General features: G+C 60.7%; 20 protein-coding genes. 9 read left to right on the forward strand and 11 right to left on the reverse strand.

Translation table 11 applies throughout. From position 1 onward, the window contains the following. Positions 1-17 precede the first annotated feature (17 nt). Positions 18-1214, reverse strand: coding sequence for a class I SAM-dependent rRNA methyltransferase (locus tag E4O98_RS20610; protein ID WP_005792302.1), 1197 nt, complete (start codon positions 1212-1214; stop codon positions 18-20). A gap of 277 nt (positions 1215-1491) precedes the next feature. Here E4O98_RS20610 and E4O98_RS20615 point away from each other — a divergent pair, with 277 nt between their 5' ends. Together E4O98_RS20615 and mutM are read left to right on the forward strand one after the other, a co-directional pair. Continuing rightward, positions 1492-2304, forward strand: a complete 813-nt coding sequence (locus E4O98_RS20615) for an HDOD domain-containing protein (protein WP_177327433.1) — start codon at positions 1492-1494, stop codon at positions 2302-2304. Between the two features lie 21 nt (positions 2305-2325). After that, the gene (mutM, locus tag E4O98_RS20620) at positions 2326-3138 is read left to right on the forward strand and encodes a bifunctional DNA-formamidopyrimidine glycosylase/DNA-(apurinic or apyrimidinic site) lyase (protein ID WP_005792299.1); all 813 of its coding nucleotides are present in this window, start codon (positions 2326-2328) and stop codon (positions 3136-3138) included. A 123-nt stretch (positions 3139-3261) separates the two neighbouring features. On the opposite strand, the gene E4O98_RS20625 is transcribed toward mutM, so the two are convergent. From E4O98_RS20625 to E4O98_RS20645, 5 genes are all read right to left on the reverse strand, one after another. Then, positions 3262-3513, reverse strand: coding sequence for a YfhL family 4Fe-4S dicluster ferredoxin (locus E4O98_RS20625; RefSeq protein WP_003195146.1), 252 nt, complete (start codon positions 3511-3513; stop codon positions 3262-3264). A gap of 102 nt (positions 3514-3615) precedes the next feature. Beyond that, positions 3616-4095, reverse strand: coding sequence for a pantetheine-phosphate adenylyltransferase (gene coaD, locus E4O98_RS20630; RefSeq protein ID WP_003195136.1), 480 nt, complete (start codon positions 4093-4095; stop codon positions 3616-3618). Between the two features lie 103 nt (positions 4096-4198). Continuing rightward, positions 4199-5794: a GMC family oxidoreductase gene (locus tag E4O98_RS20635; RefSeq protein ID WP_103734224.1), complete on the reverse strand. Its 1596-nt coding sequence runs from the start codon at positions 5792-5794 to the stop codon at positions 4199-4201. Positions 5795-5831: 37 nt separating this feature from the next. Continuing rightward, positions 5832-6377, reverse strand: coding sequence for a twin-arginine translocation pathway signal protein (locus tag E4O98_RS20640; RefSeq protein ID WP_248136137.1), 546 nt, complete (start codon positions 6375-6377; stop codon positions 5832-5834). A gap of 29 nt (positions 6378-6406) precedes the next feature. Then, positions 6407-7834 carry a coniferyl aldehyde dehydrogenase gene (locus E4O98_RS20645; protein ID WP_248136139.1) on the reverse strand — a complete coding sequence of 476 codons (1428 nt, stop codon included), beginning with the start codon at positions 7832-7834 and terminating at the stop codon, positions 6407-6409. Positions 7835-7980: 146 nt separating this feature from the next. Between E4O98_RS20645 and E4O98_RS20650 the strand changes: the two genes are divergently transcribed. Further along, on the forward strand, positions 7981-8652 hold the full coding sequence (locus E4O98_RS20650; RefSeq protein ID WP_223017737.1) for a TetR/AcrR family transcriptional regulator: 672 nt from the start codon (positions 7981-7983) through the stop codon (positions 8650-8652). Positions 8653-8685: 33 nt separating this feature from the next. Continuing rightward, complete coding sequence (locus E4O98_RS20655; RefSeq protein ID WP_223017736.1) at positions 8686-9540, forward strand: sulfurtransferase; 855 nt, start codon at positions 8686-8688, stop codon at positions 9538-9540. Between the two features lie 135 nt (positions 9541-9675). Here E4O98_RS20655 and E4O98_RS20660 read toward each other — a convergent pair whose 3' ends face one another. From E4O98_RS20660 to E4O98_RS20675, 4 genes are read right to left on the reverse strand one after another with little or no spacing between them, the layout of a single operon-like run. Beyond that, positions 9676-10671 carry a hydrolase gene (locus tag E4O98_RS20660; protein ID WP_032878905.1) on the reverse strand — a complete coding sequence of 332 codons (996 nt, stop codon included), beginning with the start codon at positions 10669-10671 and terminating at the stop codon, positions 9676-9678. 51 nt (positions 10672-10722) lie between these two features. Continuing rightward, positions 10723-11340 (reverse strand): 16S rRNA (guanine(966)-N(2))-methyltransferase RsmD, encoded by a 618-nt coding sequence (gene rsmD / locus E4O98_RS20665; RefSeq protein ID WP_228309086.1) that lies wholly within the window; start codon positions 11338-11340, stop codon positions 10723-10725. Next, positions 11340-12830, reverse strand: a complete 1491-nt coding sequence (locus tag E4O98_RS20670; RefSeq protein WP_032878907.1) for a pitrilysin family protein — start codon at positions 12828-12830, stop codon at positions 11340-11342. Before E4O98_RS20670 ends, rsmD begins: the two co-directional genes overlap by 1 nt. After that, entirely contained in the window at positions 12823-14178 is a 1356-nt protein-coding gene (locus E4O98_RS20675; protein ID WP_032878908.1) for a pitrilysin family protein, read from the reverse strand. The genes E4O98_RS20670 and E4O98_RS20675 overlap by 8 nt, the downstream gene beginning before the upstream one ends. Positions 14179-14516: 338 nt before the next feature. On the opposite strand from E4O98_RS20675, the gene ftsY reads away from it, so the two are divergent. The 4 genes from ftsY to rpoH all read left to right on the forward strand — a co-directional run bounded on the left by ftsY (position 14517) and on the right by rpoH (position 18583). Further along, a complete protein-coding gene (gene ftsY, locus E4O98_RS20680; protein WP_032878911.1) occupies positions 14517-15911 on the forward strand; it encodes a signal recognition particle-docking protein FtsY in 1395 nt (464 codons plus the stop codon). Continuing rightward, on the forward strand, positions 15908-16579 hold the full coding sequence (gene ftsE / locus E4O98_RS20685) for a cell division ATP-binding protein FtsE (protein ID WP_003213784.1): 672 nt from the start codon (positions 15908-15910) through the stop codon (positions 16577-16579). Before ftsY ends, ftsE begins: the two co-directional genes overlap by 4 nt. Then, positions 16576-17598, forward strand: coding sequence for a permease-like cell division protein FtsX (gene ftsX, locus E4O98_RS20690; protein WP_032878914.1), 1023 nt, complete (start codon positions 16576-16578; stop codon positions 17596-17598). Before ftsE ends, ftsX begins: the two co-directional genes overlap by 4 nt. A gap of 130 nt (positions 17599-17728) precedes the next feature. Continuing rightward, the gene (gene rpoH / locus E4O98_RS20695; RefSeq protein ID WP_177014538.1) at positions 17729-18583 is read left to right on the forward strand and encodes an RNA polymerase sigma factor RpoH; all 855 of its coding nucleotides are present in this window, start codon (positions 17729-17731) and stop codon (positions 18581-18583) included. Between the two features lie 131 nt (positions 18584-18714). On the opposite strand, the gene mtgA is transcribed toward rpoH, so the two are convergent. After that, positions 18715-19437, reverse strand: a complete 723-nt coding sequence (gene mtgA, locus E4O98_RS20700) for a monofunctional biosynthetic peptidoglycan transglycosylase (protein WP_078822561.1) — start codon at positions 19435-19437, stop codon at positions 18715-18717. 74 nt (positions 19438-19511) lie between these two features. Here mtgA and E4O98_RS20705 point away from each other — a divergent pair, with 74 nt between their 5' ends. Next, positions 19512-19886 carry a DUF423 domain-containing protein gene (locus E4O98_RS20705; protein ID WP_005792284.1) on the forward strand — a complete coding sequence of 125 codons (375 nt, stop codon included), beginning with the start codon at positions 19512-19514 and terminating at the stop codon, positions 19884-19886. Positions 19887-19900: the final 14 nt, after the last annotated feature.

Genomic DNA, 19900 nt, shown 5'->3' on the forward strand with positions numbered 1-19900 from the left:
CGGGGAGCATCCCGCTGTCAGCTATTAGGCAGCAAGCGACAAGTAATGCTCTTGATATACCGCGTCTCGACAATTGCCGGATGCACCGGGTGGTCCGGGCCCTGGCCGCCGCGTTCGAGCATCTGGATATTGCGATCCAGATGACGGGCGCTGGTCAGCAGGATGTTTTGCAGATCGTCTTCCGGCAGGTGCATCGAGCACGAAGCGCTGACCAGGATGCCGTCCTTGCTGAGCAGGCGCATGGCTTGCTCGTTGAGGCGGCGGTAGGCGCCTTCGCCATTCTTCATGTCTTTTTTGCGTTTGATGAAGGCCGGTGGATCGGCGACGATCACGTCGAAGCGCTCTTCGCTGGCTTTCAGTTCTTTCAACGCTTCAAAGACGTCGCCTTCGATGCAGGTCATCTTCTCGGCAAAGCCGTTCAGCGCGGCGTTGCGCTCTACGCCGTCGAGGGCGAAGGCCGAAGCGTCGACGCAGAACACTTCACTGGCGCCAAAGGCTGCAGCTTGCACGCCCCAGCCGCCGATGTAGCTGTACAGGTCGAGCACGCGCTTGCCTTTGGCATACGGGGCCAGGCGGGCGCGGTTCATGCGGTGGTCGTAGAACCAGCCGGTTTTCTGGCCCTGGATCACCGGGGCTTCGAATTTCACGCCGTTCTCTTCCAGCGCCACCCACTCCGGCACCAGGCCGAAAACCGTTTCGACGTAGCGGTTGAGGCCCTCGGCGTCGCGTGCGGCGGAGTCATTCTTGAACAGGATGCCGCTGGGCTTGAGCACCTGGGTGAGGGCCGCGATCACGTCTTCTTTATGCGCTTCCATGGTCGCCGAAGCGATCTGCACCACCAGGATGTCGCCGAAACGGTCGACCACCAGGCCCGGCAGCAGGTCGGAATCACCGTAGACCAGGCGGTAGAACGGCTTGTCGAACAGGCGATCACGCAGGGACAGCGCGACGTTGAGGCGGTGCACCAGCAGCGACTTGTCCAGCGGCAACTTGATGTCGCGCGACAGCAGGCGGGCGCAGATCAGGTTGTTCGGGCTCATGGCCACGATGCCCAGGGTCTTGCCGCCGGCTGCTTCCAGGATAGCCTGGTCGCCTGCCTGGAAGCCGTGAAGTGGGGTGGCGGCCACGTCGATTTCGTTGCTGTAGACCCACAGGTGGCCGTTGCGCAAACGACGATCGGCGTTGGCTTTGAGACGCAGGCTTGGCAGGGACATGACGTCGCTCCGGAAAAAAGAGCGGGAGTATACCCTTTGCGCACTCTTTCATGTGGGAGCTGGCTTGCCTGCGATGCGGGCGGTGCGGTGTATCAGACGTACGGTGGTAATGCTATCGCAGGCAAGCCAGCTCCCACATTCGATCGGGTTTCACTTGGGTTTTTGGGTGTCGGTCACGGCTGCATAAGGGGTAGAATTCGCGCCTAGTCCAGAGTGTGTATTTATGTCCCAAGAGCTTTCCGCCGAGCAGATTCAACAGGCCCTGCAAGGCATCAGCGTGCCGCCCCAACCGCAAATCATGGTGGATTTGCAGATGGAGCAGTACATGCCCGACCCGGACCTGGAAGTGATCGCACGGTTGATCTCCCAGGACCCGGGCTTGTCTGGTGCGCTGCTCAAGATCGTCAACTCGTCGTATTACGGCTTGAGCAACAAGATCGCCTCGATCCAGCGTGCAGTTAACCTGCTGGGCAGCCGGTCGGTCATCAACCTGATCAATGCCTTGTCGATCAAGGGCGAGATGAGCGACGACACCATCGTCACCCTCAACCGCTTCTGGGACACCGCCCAGGATGTGGCGATGACCTGCCTCACGCTGGCCAAGCGCACCGGCTCGCAAACCGTCGACGAAGCCTATGCCCTGGGCCTGTTCCACGATTGCGGCGTACCGTTGATGCTCAAGCGTTTTCCCAACTACATGTCCGTGCTGGAACAGGCTTACGCCAACGCCGGCCCGGATTGCCGCGTGGTCGACACCGAAAACAACGCGTTCCACACCAACCATGCAGTGGTCGGCTACTACACCGCCAAGTCCTGGCGCCTGCCGGAGCATGTCACCGACGCCATCGCCAATCACCACAACGCTCTGGCGATTTTCAGCGATGAGTCGTCGCGCAACCCGCAGCTCAAGAACCTGCTGGCTATCTTGAAGATGGCCGAGCATATCTGTTCTTCCTACCGCGTACTGGGGAACCAGGCGGTGGACCATGAATGGAATGCAATCGGGCACCTGGTGCTGGATTACGTGGGCCTGTCGGATTACGACTTCGAAAGCCTGAAGTTGTCGATCCGCGAACTGGGTGCGCACTGAACCGTCATTCAAGAGGTACACATGCCCGAGTTACCTGAAGTCGAAACCACCCGACGCGGCATTGCCCCGCACCTGGAAGGCCAACGCGTCAGTCGCGTGGTGGTGCGTGAGCGGCGCCTGCGCTGGCCGATCCCGGAAGACCTGGATGTGCGCCTGTCTGGCCAGCGCATCGTGCTGGTGGAACGGCGGGCCAAGTACCTGTTGATCAATGCCGAAGTGGGCACCTTGATCAGTCACTTGGGTATGTCGGGCAACCTGCGTCTGGTTGAGGTCGGTATGCCCGCGGCCAAGCATGAACATGTGGATATCGAGTTGGAGTCGGGGATGGCCCTGCGCTACACCGACCCTCGGCGTTTCGGCGCGATGCTCTGGAGCCAGGATCCGCACAACCACGAACTGCTGCTGCGTCTGGGCCCGGAGCCGTTGACCGAGCTGTTTGATGGCGAGCGTTTGTTCCAGCTGTCACGCGGCAAGTCCATGGCGGTGAAGCCGTTCATCATGGACAACGCGGTGGTGGTGGGCGTGGGCAATATCTATGCGACAGAGGCGTTGTTTGCGGCGGGTATTGACCCGCGGCGTGCCGCCGGTGGCATTTCACGCGGGCGCTATTTGAAGCTGGCGATTGAGATCAAACGGGTGCTGGCCGCCGCTATCGAGCGGGGCGGCACCACGCTGCGCGACTTTATCGGCGGTGATGGGCAGCCGGGGTATTTCCAGCAGGAACTGTTCGTGTATGGCCGTGGCGGCGAGGCGTGCAAGGTCTGCGGGAGCGAGTTGCGCAATGTGGTGCTGGGGCAGCGGGCGAGTGTGTTTTGCCCCAAGTGCCAGAGCTGATAGCTTGGTGATGGCTGAGATTGTCATCGGGGGCAAGCCCCCTCCCACACTTTGATTTGTGAACACATTCAAAATGTGGGAGGGGGCTTGCCCCCGATGAGGCCCTCACAGGCACTAAAAAACTCAGGCCTTACCGGTAATCTTGCGGTACTTCTCCATCAACTGCTCTTCAGTCTCTGGGTGCGCTTCATCCAGCGGAATGCAATCAACCGGGCAAACCTGCTGGCACTGCGGTTCGTCGTAGTGGCCGACGCACTGGGTGCACAGGTTGGGGTCGATCACGTAGATCTCTTCGCCCTGGGAAATGGCGGCGTTCGGGCACTCGGGTTCGCAGACGTCGCAGTTGATGCAATCGTCGGTGATGATCAGGGACATGGAAACTCCTGCCAGGGCACTCTGCCAAGGCATCTGAAAACTAATGCGCGCAATTGTGCCGCATTGGCGCCCGCAGTGCGAGCAGGCACCGATTGAGCGGTCTTACTTCTTGAAGCGCAATGTCAGTGCGTCCGCCACGGCAGGATGCACGAACTTGGTGATATCTCCGCCCAAAGCAGCAATTTCACGAACTAACGTCGAGGAAATGAACGAATAACGCTCCGACGGCGTGAGGAACAGGCTTTCCACGTCCGGCGCCAGTTGGCGGTTCATGTTGGCCAGTTGGAATTCGTATTCGAAATCCGACACCGCCCGCAAGCCGCGCAAGAACACATTGGCGTTCTGCTCCTTGGCGAAATGCGCCAGCAATGTCGAAAAGCCCACTACTTCCACATTCGGCAGGTGCTTGGTGACCTCTTGCGCCAGCTCTACACGTTGTTCCAGGGGAAACAGCGGGTTTTTCTTGGGGCTGGCTGCGACCGCGATGATCACATGGTCGAACAGGCGAGAGGCGCGTTCGACCAGATCGCCATGGCCTTTGGTAATCGGGTCGAAGGTACCTGGGTACAACACTCGGTTCATCGCGTCGTCCTGGCGGAGTCCGTTGGGGAACCGGATGGTATCGCAGCCATCCCGGTCGGCCAAGTCGACTTACGTAGATAAATGCCGTGAATCGAACGGTTTTTCACGCTGTTTTCAGACGTTCGGCCAAGGCTGACGCCAGTTGGGCGCTCAATCCATACACCGACAACTGGGGATTTGCCCCGATGCTGGTAGGAAACAGCGAGCCGTCATGAATCGACAGGTTACGCAGTTGGTGGTGGCGACCGAGGCTGTCGGTTACCGCATGCTTCGGATCTTCGCCCATGGCACAGCCGCCCATCACATGGGCGCTGCCGAGTGTTGTGCGGTGCAACTCCAGGTTCAAACCGTCAATCATGCTGCGCGCTTCGGCCAGGCTGTTCACGTACCGTGCGTCGTGATGCAAAGGCTTGACCGATTTGGCCCCTGCCGCGAACTGAATCTCGGCCATGCTGTGGAAGGCCCGGCGCAGGCCGTCCCAGGCGTAGGGCGAAACCTGATAGTCGAGCACGGGTGTGCCATCGCCGCGTAAATCCACGCTGCCGCCCGGGCTGTCGGGGTGAAAGCCGTCGCGCAGCAGGGCGAGCATGGCGTGGGTGTGAGGCAGTTGGTTCATGTCCAACGCGTTCTGTTTGCCGTAACCGCCAAACAAGGTGCTGGCCAATCCTGGGTGTAAGGGTGGCGCTTCGAGCTTGTAGGACATTTTGCCGGTAGTGCCGTCCTGCCATTGGAAATGGTCGGAGTAAATCGATTGCGGCGCACCGTAGAACGGGTTTATCACTTCGTCGAACAGCCCCGCCGAGAAGTTGACCAGGTGCAAGAAGGTCCGCTTGCCCAGCCGCGAATGCGGGTCGGGCGCGTCCGAGCGCATCAGCAGGGCCGGGCTATTGATACCGCCGCCCGACAGCACGTAATGCCTGGCTTTTACGGTGATCTTGCGCCCGGTCGGCGCCACGCAGCGCTCGTCCATGGCCACGCATTCCAGGCTGCTGATGGTGTCGCCGCTGTATTTGAGCTGCTCGGCGCGGGCGAGGTACAGCAGTTCGCCGCCTTTCTCCAGGGTGGAGGGGATAGTCGTCACCAGCATCGATTGTTTGGCGTTCACCGGGCAACCCATGCCGCAATAACCCAGGTTGAAGCAGCCGCGCACATTGCGCGGGATCACATGCCAGCTGTAGCCAAGCTTTTCGCAGCCTTTGCGGATCACATCGTTGTTGGCATTCGGTGGAAGCGCCCAGGGTGCGATGCCCAGGCGCTGCTCCATTTTTTCGAACCAGGGCGCCATCTCGGTGCTGCTGTGGCCCTTCACCGCGTATTCGCTGGCCCAGTGGGCGAGGGTGGCGTCGGGTGTACGAAAGCTGGAGGTCCAGTTGATCAAGGTGGTGCCGCCCACCGCCCGGCCTTGCAGGATGGTGATGGCGCCGTCCTTGCTCATGCGGCCGATGCCTTCCTGGTAGAGGCTGGCGTAGGCTTCGTCTTCGAGCAGCTTGAAGTCACTGCTGGTCTTGAGGGGGCCCTCTTCGATCAGCAACACCTTGTAGCCAGCGGCGCTGAGGATCTCGGCGGTGGTGCCACCACCGGCACCGCTGCCAATAATGGCTACATCGGCTTCCAGGGTCAGGTCGTTGTCGAGGGCGGCGCCATTGTGGGTTTTCCAACCACGGGCCAGGCCATCGCGGAACAGATCGGGTACGGGCATCAGGGTCGTCTCTGGTTTTTATTGTGAGGGATGCGAATCAGATCTTCGGTGGGCCGGGATAACCGCAATGGGCCCAGGAGGCGGGCCGAAAATACCAGGCCATGATCACCAACTTGAGCAGCGAGCCCTGTCCCATGCGCAGCAGGTTCAGGTAGCTGTTTTCCCAGCGGTGCAGGAAGTTGCGGATCTGCTCGCTGCTGGCATTTTCCCAACTGCCCCAGATACCGGTCAGCGGGCCGCGGGTGATGCCCATGCCCAGCACGTCGAATAACTGCTGGGTGAGCTTGAACATCTCCGGCGACAAGTTTTGCAGGCTGTAGTCGAGTTTTTTCAGGGTGTCTTCAATGCCTGCGACCACTGTCTCGGCGCTGGCTGCACCCTCCAGCAGCACTGGGATCACCGCGCGCAAGAACGGCAAATCACTGGCGCGCAACATCGTGAAGCCGCTGGCCGGCGTACTGCTGGAGCAACCGCTGAGACTGGCGCCAAGCCCGGCGGTGGCGAGGAAAGCGCTGGCGCACAGGCCGATTTTCAAGACGCCGCGCCGAGACAGTGCGGGTGAATCGTTCAGGCTGGGGTTCATTGTTTTTATCGTCCTGAAGGTGACGGTTATCAGCGGATAAACAACTTCTGGATCAATTTCTGAATCGATTTGCCGTAAGGGGGGTAGATCAACTTCGCCGCGTTCAGGCGCTGTTTAACCAGCACGCCCTTGGCCTTGCTGAATGTCAGGAAGCCTTCATGGCCGTGGTAATGGCCCATGCCCGACGGGCCGATGCCACCAAATGGCATGTCGTCCTGGGCTACGTGCAGCAAGGTGTCGTTCAGGCATACGCCGCCGGAATGGGTTTCGTGAAGCACACGCTCCTGCTCGTTCTTGTTGTAGCCGAAGTAGTACAGGGCCAGTGGGCGTGGACGCTGGTTGATGTAGGCAAAGGCTTGGTCAAGGCCGCGATACGGCACGATGGGCAAGAGCGGGCCGAAAATCTCGTCCTGCATGACTGTCATGTCGTCGCTGACATTCAGCAGCAGGCTGTGGGCCATACGTCGAGCCTGGCCTTGCTCGTACAGTGGGACCAGGGTGGCGCCCTTGTCGGTGGCGTCCTTGGCGTAGGCATTGAGCCGGGCCAGTTGCCGCTCGTTGATGATGGCGGTGTAGTCCGGGTTGTCGGCCAGGGTCGGATAAAACCCACGTACGGCCTTGGAATACGCCTCGACAAACCCTGCGACGCGGTCCTCCGGCACCAGCACATAGTCTGGCGCCACACAGGTTTGCCCGGCATTCAAGGCTTTGCCGAAGGCGATACGCTCGGCGGCGTCCTTGAGCGGTACATCGGCCGAGACGATGGCTGGCGACTTGCCGCCCAGTTCCAGGGTGACCGGCGTGAGGTTTTCGGCCGCCGCACGCATCACGTGTTTGCCAATGCTGGTGGCGCCGGTGAACAGCAGGTGATCGAAGCGCAATTTGGAAAACGCCATGCCCACTTCGGCTTCGCCCAGCACCACGCACACCAGGTCCTCGGGAAAGATCCTGGCCAGCAGCGCCTTGAGCAGTTCGCCGGTGGCCGGTGTGGACTCGCTGAGCTTGAGCATCACCCGGTTGCCGGCGGCCAAAGCCCCGACCAGCGGGCCGATAGCCAGATACAACGGGTAGTTCCACGGCACGATGACGCCGACGACGCCCAACGGTTGATAAATGACTTTGGCCGAGGCGGGCTGGAAGGCAATGCCTACAGCGCGGCGGGAGGGTTTCATCCAGCCCTTGAGGTGTTTGCTGGCATAGTGAATGCCATGCAGGCTGGGCATCAATTCGGCGAACAGGGTTTCGTCTGCGCTGCGATGGCTGAAGTCCTGGCTGATCGCAGTGATCAGCGCCTGGCGTTCGTCGCTGAGCACATCGCGCAGGGCCTTGAGCCATTGTTGGCGTTGCGCAGCCGGTGGCATCGGGTTGGCGGAGTAGGCGCGACGCTGGGCTTCGAACAGCTCCTGGAGGTGGTCCAAGGCCTGGGCATCTTGCAGGTAGGCAACGTTGGCAGACATGGCGCAGTTCCCGATTGTTATAGGTCTGCCTGGATTTTTAGAGTCATTGCTCTAAATTGTCAAATAACATTGCAGTAACATCCAGATTTAACCTGGCCGGCATAGGCCGTAAGATGCCCCATCCCGTGTTTGGAAGCTGATCCCCCATGGCACCACGAGTAAAGACCAGCGAGCGCATTGTGCAAACCAGCCTGGAGCTTTTTAACCAGCAGGGCGAGCGCAGTGTCAGCACCAACCATATCGCCGCCCATATGGAGATTTCTCCGGGCAACCTGTACTACCACTTCCCCAACAAGCAGGCGATCATCGCCGTGCTGTTTCGCGAATATGAAGCCCTGGTGGACAGTTTCCTGCGCCCGCCCCAGGGGCGCACGATGGTGGTGGAGGACAAACGCTTTTATCTGCAAGCCGTGCTGGCGGGCATGTGGCGCTATCGTTTCCTGCACCGCGACCTCGAACATCTGCTGGAGAGCGATCCGGAACTGGCCACGGGCTATCGGCGGTTTTCCCAGCGTTGCCTGATCCAGGGCGGTGCCATTTACCAGGGGTTTGTCGATGCCGGCATTCTGAATATGGGCCCGGTGCAAACCGAAGCCCTGACCCTGAATGCCTGGATCATCCTGACCTCCTGGGTGCGGTTCCTGTGCACCACCAACGAAAAGTCCACCCACCTGAGCGCCGAGGCGATCAAGCGCGGGGTGTACCAGGTGCTGGTGTTGGAGGCGGGGTTTGTCACGCCCCAGGCCAAAGAAGCGGTGGATGCGTTGTTCAAGGAATTTTACGTGCCCCTGAACCAGGCACTGGAAGAAGTGAAGTAAGACCTTTCCCCTTTGTATTCACAGGAGTCAGTCATGCCGCTTGCCCAACTGATCAGCCCCCCGCAATTGGCCGAGCGCCAGAAGTCGGCAGGGCTGGTGATCCTGGATTGCCGCTTTGCCCTGGAAGACCCGGATTACGGCCTGTGCAGCTACACCGAAGGGCATATCGAGGGCGCGCAATACGCCGACCTGGAGCGTCATCTGAGTGGCCCGGTGACCAAGGGCTTGACCGGCCGCCATCCTTTGCCTGCGGCGGACACCTTCGCCCAACAGCTGCGAGCTTGGGGCATCAGCGCCGACACCGATGTGGTGCTGTATGACGACGGCCCCGGTGCCTATGCCGCCCGTGCCTGGTGGCTGCTGGCCTGGCTGGGCAAGCGTGATGGGGTGTTTATTCTCGATGGTGGCCTCAAGGCCTGGCACAGCGCCGGTTTCCCCTTGAGCCTGGATGCGCCGGTGACCGAGCCGGGCACCTTCACTGGTACGCCGGATAATCGGCTGGTGCTGGATGCCGAGCATTTGCAAAAACGCCTGGGTCAGCCCGGCCTGACCTTGATCGACGCCCGCGCCCAGCCGCGTTTTCGTGGCGAAGTAGAGCCCATAGACCCGATTGCCGGGCATATTCCCGGCGCGCAGTGCGCAGCATTCAATGAAAACCTGGGCAGTGACGGGCGCTTCCTGCCGGCCGAGCAGCTCAAGCAACGCTTTGCTGCGCAGTTGCAGGGGCGCCCGCCGCAGGAGTTGGTGGCGTATTGCGGTTCGGGGGTGACGGCATGCCATAACCTGTTTGCCCTGGCGTTGGCGGGATATCCGTTGGGCAAGTTGTATGCGGGGTCGTGGAGTGAGTGGATTACGGATCCGGCGCGGGAAATTGCAACAGGCGACTGAGCAATTGGCCCTGTAAACCCAATCAAAATGTGGGAGGGGGGTTGCCCCCGATTGCAGTGTGTCAGTCTCAGTATCTGTAACTGATCCACCGCTGTCGGGGGCAAGTCGAATCGTCGCACCGCCCCTCCCACATTTTTAACTGCGTTGTGTCAGTAACCACTGTGGGATGCGGCGTTCCAAGTAATAGCCGGGACGTTTCAGTGAACCCTCCACAAAGCCCACATGCCCACCCTTTGTCAGCAATTCAAACTCGGTGCACTCCGACAGCTCACTCGCTTCCGGCAGGCTATGAGCAAACACAAACGGATCATCGGCGGCCTGGATGATCAGTGTTGGTGTGCGGATATCGCCCAGGTAGTAGCGACTGGATGCGCGGCGATAGTAATCCTCAGCACTCAAGAAGCCATGCAACGGCGCAGTCACTCGCCCATCGAAGTCCCAGAACGTGCGCATCTTCTCCAGGGAGCCCAGTGCCTCCAGGGTTTTCAGTCCTTCCTCACGTCCATCTTGCAAAAACTGGCGTTGCTTTACGCGAATGTACGCCAGCATCTCGCGCATGAAGTGCTTCTGGTAGATCCGCGAAAACCCCAGACCGATGCGATCAGCGCATTGGTCCAGGCGAAACGGTACCGAGACCGCCGCCGCGCCTTGCAGCCCCGAAGTCACGCCGGTTTCGCCCAAGTGCTTGAGCAACACATTGCCGCCCAGGGAATACCCCACGGCATACAGCGGTGCCAGTGGCCGTTTGGCGCGCAGATGGGCAATCGCCGCGGCCAGGTCTTCGCTGGCCCCGGAGTGATAACTGCGCGCCAGAAGGTTGGGCTCGCCCGAGCAGCCGCGCCAGTTCAACGCAACGCTGGCCCAACCTTGGCCGGCGAGGGCTTGTTGCAGGCCGGCCACATAGGGCGAATTGGACGAACCGGTCAGTCCATGCAGCACCAGTACCAACGGTGCGTGCAGGTCATGGGGGCCATGCCAGTCGAGGTCGAGGAAGTCGCCGTCTTCCAGCCATAGACGTTCGCGTTGGCGTTCGATATGGGTCGTTGGGCGCAACAGCGGCCCCCACAGTGTTTGCAGGTGAGGGTTGCCGAGGCCGAAGGCGGGTTTGAACAGATCGGAAGAGGGGGTCATGAAACTCTCGGTAGCCAGTGAGCTCGCCGTGGCAAGCTCCCCTGCCACAGGTTAAGAGGCGTTTTCGACCAGGCGATGCCACAACGCGTAATACACCCGCCCGGACTTTTGCTCCCGATGCAGGCGCCAACTGCCCGGCAGGCCGAGCGTTGATGGCGCGGTCTCGCTTTCAGTGTAGATCCAGGCATCCGGTGCCAGCCACTGGCGCTCTTCGAGCAAAGCACACACAGTCGGCAGCAGGTTCTGGTTGAACGGCGGGTCGAGGAACACCACGTCGTATTCAGTCACCGCCTGGGTTTCCAGGTAGCGCAGCGCGTCGACCGTCTGTACCTGGCCGGTGGTGCAACGCAGCGTGCCCAGGTGTTCCTTGAGGCTGGACACCGCCACATTACTGGCATCCAACGCCTGGCCCTGGGCTGCGCCACGCGACAGCGCCTCCAGGAACAGCGCGCCACTGCCGGCGAACGGGTCCAGCACCTTGGCCCCGCCGATGTATGGCGCAAGCCAGTTGAACAGGGTTTCACGCACGCGATCCGGCGTCGGGCGCAGGCCTACGACGTCGGGGAAGCTCAGCTTGCGGCTGCCCCATTCACCGCCAATGATGCGCAGTTGGCCCACACCGTTATGTACGTTGTGGACAGGTTTTTTCGGGCGAGATGAACTGGCCATTAATGCTCCGGAACCCCGAGCGGCTGCTCGGCAGGTTTATCAGTGGGGGGCGGTAGTGGCTTTTGCGCAATCGTCGGGCCGGCGGTCACGATGACCATCTTGTCGGCGCTCAAGTGTTTGTTCATTGCAGCCTTGACCTGCTCTACGGTCAGGGCCTGGGATTGTTTCATGAAATCTTCCAGATAGCTCAGCGGCAGGTTGTAAAAACCCATGGCGCCCAGTTGCCCGACAATATCGGCGTTGCTGGCGGTGGACAGCGGGAAGCTGCCGGCCAGTTCGCGCTTGGCGTCGTCCAGTTCTTTTTGCGTGGGGCCGTTCTTGAGGTAGTCAGCCAGTACATCCTCAACCAGGCGCAGGGTGCCGCCGCTCATTTCGGCGCGGGTCTGCAAGTTGATCATGAACGGGCCGCGCACCTGCATCGGCGAGAAACCGGAGTACACGCCGTAGGTCAGGCCGCGTTTTTCGCGCACTTCGCTCATCAAGCGGGTGCCGAAGCCACCGCCGCCAAGGATCTGGTTGCCCAGGGACAGAGCTGCGTAGTCCGGATCGGCGCGGTCGATGCCCAATTGCGCAAACAGCAGGTGGGTTTGCTTGGAGGGAAACTCGATACGGCTCAGGCCGGCTTTTGGCTCGGTCGGTTGAGCGATCTTGGCCATGGCGGGCCCTTTGGGCAGCGAGGCCGACACTTTGGCCGTCATGGCCTCGGCCTCAGCGCGAGTCAGGTCGCCGACCACCGCAATCACAGCATTACCCGCCGCGTAGGCTTTGGCGTGGAATGCCTTCAACTGCGCCAGGGTGATCTTCGGCACACTCTCGGGGGTGCCTTCGCTCGGGTGCGCGTAAGGGTGATCGCCGTACAGGCGCTTGAACAGTTCGATGCTCGCCAGCTTGGCGGGGTTCTGCTTCTGATACTCGAAGCCGGCCAGGATCTGGTTCTTGATCCGCGCCAGGGAGTCTGCCGGGAACGTCGGTTGGCCAATAACCTGGTCGAACAGTGCCAGGGCTGCGGTGCGCTTATCGCTGTCGCTGAGGCTGCGCAGGGTGACCAGCGCCATGTCGCGGTAGGCACCATTGCCGAAGTCGGCGCCGAGGCCCTCAAAACCACTGGCGATCTGGCTGACATCCTTGCCCGGCACGCCTTCGTTGAGCATGGCGTTGGTCATCAGCGCCAGGCCCGGTATGTCGCCATCCTGGCTGCTGCCGGCGGCGAACAGGATGCGCATGTCGAACATCGGCAGTTCATGGGCTTCGACAAACAGCACCTTGGCGCCTTCGGCGGTGGTCCAGGTTTGCACATCGAGCTTGCGGTTGGTTGGCGCCTTGCCGTCCAGTTCCGCCAGCGACTGCAGGGTGCTGGCCGATTGGGCCTTTTCCAGAGCCTGGCTGGCGACCGACTCGCTCGGGCGCAGGAAATACACGGCACTGGCCGCAACCAGGGTGACTGCGATCAGGCTGGGCAGGATCAGGCGGCTGCTTTTACGATCACTCATGAGCGGTCTCCTCAGGCAATACATGGGCGACGCTCAGACGTTCGCGGGTGAAATAGGTGCGCGCGGCTTTCTGGATATCTTCTGGCGTCACGCTTTGCAGGTCAGCCAGTTCGGTGTCCATCAGCTTCCAGGACAGGCCGACGGTTTCCAGGGAGCCGATGGCAGTGGCCTGGCTGGTGATGGAGTCACGCTGGTACACCAGGCCGGCAATGACCTGGGCCCGGATGCGCTCCAGTTCTTCAGCGGTCGGCGGCTTGGCTTTCAACTCATCAAGCAGGCGCCACAGGCCGGCTTCGGCTTGGGCGACGGTCTTTTGTTTCTGCTGGTTGGGCGTGGCCGAGAGCATGAACAACGTATCGCCACGGGTATAGGCGTCGTAGTTGGTGGACGCGGCGGATACCAGCTCCTCACCACGTTCCAGTTGCTCGGAGATACGTGCACTGTAGCCGCCGTCCAGCAGGGCCGAGATCAGGCGCAAGGCTTGCACCGAGCGTTTGTCTTCGGCGGTGGCCAGGCCCGGTACGTTGAAGCCCAGGAACACGCTTGGCAGTTGGGTCTGCACCCGCAGGGTCAGCAGGCGCTCGCCGGGTTCGGCCAGCTCCAGCGGGATCTTCGCCGGTGGCACATCACGCTTGGGGATCGGGCCGAAGTAACGCTGGGCCAGGCTTTTCACCTCGTCCGGGGTCACATCGCCGACCACTACCAGGGTAGCGTTGTTGGGCACATACCAGGATTGGTACCAGTGGCGCAGTTCCTCGACCTTCATGCGCTCAAGGTCAGCCATCCAGCCGATGGTCGGCGTGTGGTAGCCGCTGGCCGGGAAGGCCATGGCCTTGAAGCGTTCGTAGGCCTTGGACATCGGGTTGTCGTCGGTGCGCAGGCGGCGTTCTTCCTTGATTACCTCGATTTCGCGGATGAACTCGTCGGCGGGCAGGCGCAGGCTGGCCATGCGGTCGGCTTCCAGCTCAAAGGCCACGCCCAGGCGGTCGCGGGCCAGCACCTGGTAATACGCGGTGTAGTCATCGCTGGTGAACGCGTTTTCTTCGGCGCCCAGGTCACGCAGGATCAGCGAGGCTTCGCCGGGGCCGACCTTGGCGCTGCCTTTGAACATCATGTGTTCAAGGGCGTGGGACAAACCGGTCTGGCCTGGGGTTTCGTAGCTTGAACCAACCTTGTACCAGACTTGGGAAACCACCACTGGCGCGCGATGGTCTTCGCGCACGACCACTTTAAGGCCGTTATCCAGAGTGAATTCATGAGTGGGTTGTGGGTCGGCAGCGAAGGCTGAAAGGGGCAGACAAACTGTGCTGAGCAGCAGGCCTGCGGCGCGGCGGGCTAGAGCATTCATTCGTTTTTTAACCTGTTGGGCTGCCCGCTTGGTCTTAGCGTCGGCGGGCGAGGAGGTGCTAGGATACTGATCCGATTTAGGGACGGCCACTGCGGTCGTCATCTAGTCCTGGGTTCAGTCGTAGGAAAGTTGGAGTAGTTGGCGTTTTTCCCCGACAATCTTCCACGTTTCGCCGATTTTATCGCTTCAGTCCCATATTGAAACGATTTGCCAAGGCACTTATTTACGCCTTACAAAATGTTGCGCATGAACAAGCGGGCGTTAAAGCAGTCTGTTCTGCATCGAATTTATTTACCGAGGCGCCCTGGCGCATCGCTACTTTGAGATAGCCGTCCTCCATGTTTGGTTCCAACGACGACAAGAAGAGCCCAGCTGCGGCTGGCGAGAAAAAAGGCCTGTTCGGATGGCTGCGCAAAAAGCCGCAGGAAACCGTCGTCGAACAGCCGCAGGTTCAAGCTGAGCCTATTCCAGAGCCTATAGTGGAAGCCGAGCCGGTTGCCGAGACGCCGGCGCCGGTGGTGTTGCCCATCGCGGAGCCGGTATTGCAGCCGGTGGTCGAGGCAGAACCCGAGCCGGAGCCCGAGCCCGAGCACAAACCGTGGCTTGCGCTACCGGTAGCCGAAGAGCCGGTGGCACTGGTTGAAGATGTGCAGGCTGAACACGTGACGCCGCCCATTCCGGTGGCGCCACCGGTAGAGGTAGTGGTCCAGACGCCGCCAGCGGTCGAAATCCCGGTTGAAGTGCCTGCTGTCGTTGCCGAGCCTGCGGTCATCGAAGAGCCTGTCGCGCCAGCCGAAACCAGCAAGAGCGGCTTTTTCGCCCGCCTCAAGCAGGGTCTGAGCAAGACCAGCGCCAGCATCGGCGAAGGTATGGCCAGCCTGTTTCTGGGCAAGAAGGTCATTGACGATGAACTGCTGGAAGACATCGAAACCCGCCTGCTCACCGCCGATGTGGGTGTCGAAGCCACTGCCGTGATCATCCAGAGCCTGACTCAGAAGGTCGCGCGCAAGCAACTGACCGACGCCGATGCGTTGTACAAATCCTTGCAGGCCGAACTGGCTGCAATGCTCAAGCCCGTGGAAGCGCCGTTGGTGATCACCCCGAACAAGCCGTTCGTGATCCTGGTGGTCGGCGTCAACGGCGCGGGCAAAACCACCACCATCGGCAAGCTGGCCAAGAAGCTGCAGGGCGAGGGCAAGAAAGTCATGCTCGCCGCCGGTGACACCTTCCGTGCCGCCGCCGTCGAGCAGTTGCAGGTATGGGGCGAGCGCAACAAGATCCCGGTGATCGCCCAGCACACCGGCGCCGACTCCGCTTCGGTGATCTTCGATGCCGTGCAGGCCTCCAAGGCGCGTAATATCGACGTGTTGATCGCCGATACCGCCGGGCGCCTGCACACCAAAGACAACCTGATGGAAGAGCTGAAGAAAGTGCGCCGTGTGATCAGCAAGCTCGACGCCGATGCGCCGCATGAAGTCTTGCTGGTGCTCGACGCCGGTACTGGTCAGAACGCCATCAGCCAGGCCAAACAATTCAACCAGACGGTGCAGCTGACCGGCCTGGCATTGACTAAGCTCGACGGCACGGCCAAGGGCGGGGTGATTTTCGCCCTGGCTAAACAGTTCGGGTTGCCGATTCGTTATATCGGTGTCGGTGAAGGTATCGACGACCTGCGCACCTTTGAAGCCGAACCCTTTGTACAGGCACTGTTTGCCGAGCGGGAGCGTTCATGATTCGATTCGAACAGGTCGGTAAACGCTATGCCAACGGGCATGTGGGCTTGCATGAGCTGAGCTTTCGAGTGCGTCGCGGCGAGTTCTTGTTTGTCACCGGTCACTCGGGCGCTGGCAAAAGCACGCTGTTGCGCCTGTTACTCGCCATGGAGCGCCCGACCACCGGCAAGTTGCTGCTGGCGGGCCAGGACCTGGCTACCATCAGCAATGCGCAAATTCCGTTTCTACGCCGCCAGATCGGCGTGGTGTTCCAGAATCACCAGCTGCTGTTCGATCGCACGGTGTTCAACAACATCGCGCTGCCGCTGCAGATTCTCGGGCTGTCCAAAGCCGAAATCGTCAAGCGCGTGGATTCGGCGCTGGAGCGCGTGGCATTGTCGGACAAGACCGACCTTTACCCGGGGGACCTGTCCACCGGCCAGCAACAGCGCGTCGGTATTGCCCGCGCCATCGTCCACCGCCCGGCCTTGCTGCTGGCGGACGAACCCACCGGTAACCTCGACCCGCGCCTGGCGGCCGAGATCATGGGGGTGTTCGAAGACATCAATCGGCTGGGCACCAGCGTATTGATCGCCAGCCACGACCTGGCCCTGATCGCCCGTATGCGCCATCGTATGTTGACCTTGCAACGTGGCCGCTTGATCGGTGATGGGGAGGCTGGCGTATGAGTGCTACCCGTAGCCCCAAAGTATCCGAACGCGTGGCACCCAAGCCTGCCGATCCGCAACCGCCGAAGAAAAAGCGTGACGAAGACGATGGCCCGGACTTCGGCACCTTGCTGCGCGCCTGGATCGAAAGCCATCGCGCCAGCCTGCTTGACAGCCTGCGTCGCCTGGGCAAACAGCCGATCGGCAGCTTTTTCACCTGCCTGGTCATGGCCGTAGCCTTGAGCCTGCCGATGGGCTTGTCGCTGCTGCTTAATAATGTGGAGCGCCTCGGCGGTTCCTGGCAGCGGGCGGCGCAGATATCGCTGTACCTGAATCTGGACACCAGCAGCAAGGACGGCGAAGCGCTACGCGACGACATCAAGAACATTCCGGGCGTAGCGGATGCCGAATACATAAGCCGCGATCAAGCCCTTGAAGAATTCCAGCAGCAGTCCGGCCTGGGCGAGGCGCTCAAGGAGCTGCCGCAGAACCCGCTGCCGGGCGTGGTGCTGGTGACGCCGAACGAGGTCGACAAGCCGGCGCTGGAGGCCCTGCGACAAAAACTCGCAGAGATGCCCAAGGTGCAACAGGCCCAACTTGATCTAGTCTGGGTAGAGCGCCTGGCCGCGATCCTCAAGCTGGGTGACCGCTTTGTGTTCGGCCTGACGGTGTTATTAGTGTCTGCATTACTTTTGGTGATAGGTAATACCATTCGTCTTCATATTGAAAACCGTCGCACCGAGATAGAAGTGATTAAACTGGTCGGCGGCACGGACAGCTATGTACGCCGTCCTTTCCTGTACATGGGCGCGCTTTATGGCCTGGGTGCCGGGGTGTTGTCCTGGGGCGTGCTGGCGTTTGGCCTGAATTGGTTGAACGACGCGGTTGTCGGGCTGGCGGGTTTGTATGGCAGTGATTTTGCCCTGGCCGGGGTGCCGGTAGCCGATGGTCTGAGTCTCTTGCTTGGCGCGGTGTTGTTGGGGTATATCGGTGCCTGGATTGCGGTAGCACGGCATTTACGTGAACTGGCGCCGAAGTAGTTAATGCCAGATTAATGTGGTTTCGTTTGTATTGACCGTATCAGTGGTTTAGGGAACTTGTCCTACGGTTCCCAGGTCAATTTTCGCAGTGCTGAACTGCACGAGTTATGTGAGTCGGAGGTTTTTTCGTATGACCACTTCTTTGCAACCTGCTTATGCCTTGGTCCCGGGTGCGAGCCTGGAGGCCTATGTGCACACGGTCAACAGCATTCCATTGCTGACACCCGAGCAGGAGCGTGAACTGGCCGAGAGTCTCTACTATGAGCAGGATTTGGGGGCGGCTCGGCAGATGGTGCTCGCCCACCTGCGTTTTGTTGTACATATCGCCCGTAGCTATAGTGGCTACGGCCTGGCCCAGGCTGACCTGATTCAGGAAGGCAACGTTGGCCTGATGAAGGCTGTAAAGCGCTTCAACCCTGAAATGGGTGTGCGCCTGGTGTCGTTCGCCGTGCACTGGATCAAGGCGGAAATCCACGAGTTCATCCTGCGCAACTGGCGCATCGTGAAAGTCGCGACCACCAAGGCCCAGCGCAAACTGTTCTTCAACCTGCGCAGCCAGAAGAAACGCCTGGCGTGGCTGAACAACGAGGAAGTCCACCGCGTGGCTGAAAGCCTCGGTGTGGAGCCTCGTGAAGTGCGCGAGATGGAAAGCCGCCTGACCGGCCATGACATGGCCTTTGACCCAGCCGCCGAAGCGGATGACGACAGCGCCTTCCAATCGCCTGCCAACTACCTGGAAGACCACCGGTACGACCCGGCGCGTCAACTGGAAGACGCCGACTGGAGTGACAATTCCAACCACAACCTGCACGAAGCGCTGGAAGTGCTGGACGACCGCAGCCGTGACATTCTCTACCAGCGCTGGCTGGCAGAAGAGAAAGCCACGCTGCATGACCTGGCGCAGAAGTACAACGTGTCGGCCGAGCGGATTCGTCAGCTTGAGAAAAGCGCGATGAACAAGTTGAAGTTGTCGATCGCCGCCTGATCCAGCTGGCAATGCTGGGTTAAAAATGTGGGAGGGGGCTTGCTCCCGATAGCAGAGTGTCAGTCAACATCAAAGTGACTGATCTATCGCTATCGGGAGCAAGCCCCCTCCCACATTTGTTTTGTGTTGTGTCAGTTGGACCAGGGGGCTTTTCGAGAGTTGTTCAGCTCAGTCAGGTAGCCATCCCCACCCAACTGACTCATCTGCTGACGAATCCACGCCGCCCGCCGTGCCACATAAGCTGTCGGGTGGCTGGCACTCCACACCCGTGGATTAGGCAACACCGCCGCCAGATAACTGGCCTGTTGCCGCGAAAGCCCCTTGGCGCTCACGCCAAAGTGATGCCGCGCCGCCGCTTCGGCACCAAACACGCCGTCATCCCACTCCACGCTGTTGAGGTACACCTCAAGAATCCGCTCCTTGGGCCACAGCACCTCGATCAACCCGGTGAACCACGCTTCCAGGCCCTTGCGCAAATAGCTGCGGCCGGCCCACAGGAACAGGTTTTTCGACACTTGCTGGCTCAGCGTACTGGCGCCGCGAATCGAGCCGCCGCGTTCGTTGTGCAGGATCGCGGCCTGGATCGCGCCAAAATCAAAGCCCCAATGTTGCGGGAAGCGCTGGTCTTCACCGGCCATCACCGCCACTTTGAGGTCATCGCTGATTTCATCCCACGGTACCCAGCTGCGTTGCAGGTCAATGGGTTCGCCGTCGATCCAGGACTCGACCTTGCGCTCCACCATCAACGCGGTAAACGGGGGCGGGACCACACGAAACAGCAGCACCAGCAACACACTGCCGATGGCGAACCATTTCACGACGTTGAGAAAGCGTTTGAAGAGGACACGCAGCATAGAGATGGCTTGGCCGAACCCGTTGAGCGGGCCATTATACAGACCCTGCCCGATGAGTCTGACTGGAGTTCCCCATGCTGCGTAGCTTTCTGATGCTGGCTGCCTTTTTCGGTTTTACCGGTGTCGCCCTGGGTGCGTTCGCCGCCCACGGCCTGAAAAACCGCCTGAGCGCCGACTACCTGGCGATCTTCCATACCGGCGTGACCTACCAACTGGTGCACGCCCTGGCGTTGTTCGGCGTGGCGTTGCTGGCGGCGCATATTCCCGGTCGATTGGTCAGTTGGGCGGGTATCTCGTTTACCGTCGGTATCCTGCTGTTCTCGGGCAGCCTGTATGTGCTGACGATGACTGGCATCAGCAAACTCGGGATCATTACGCCGTTCGGCGGGCTGGCGTTCCTGCTTGGCTGGTTCTTCCTTGGCCTGGCAGCGTGGCGCTTGCAGCTTTGACCGCTTGACGCTTG

The organism is Pseudomonas sp. W2Jun17, assembly GCF_023127795.1.
Taxonomy (GTDB): Bacteria; Pseudomonadota; Gammaproteobacteria; order Pseudomonadales; family Pseudomonadaceae; genus Aquipseudomonas; species Aquipseudomonas synxantha_A.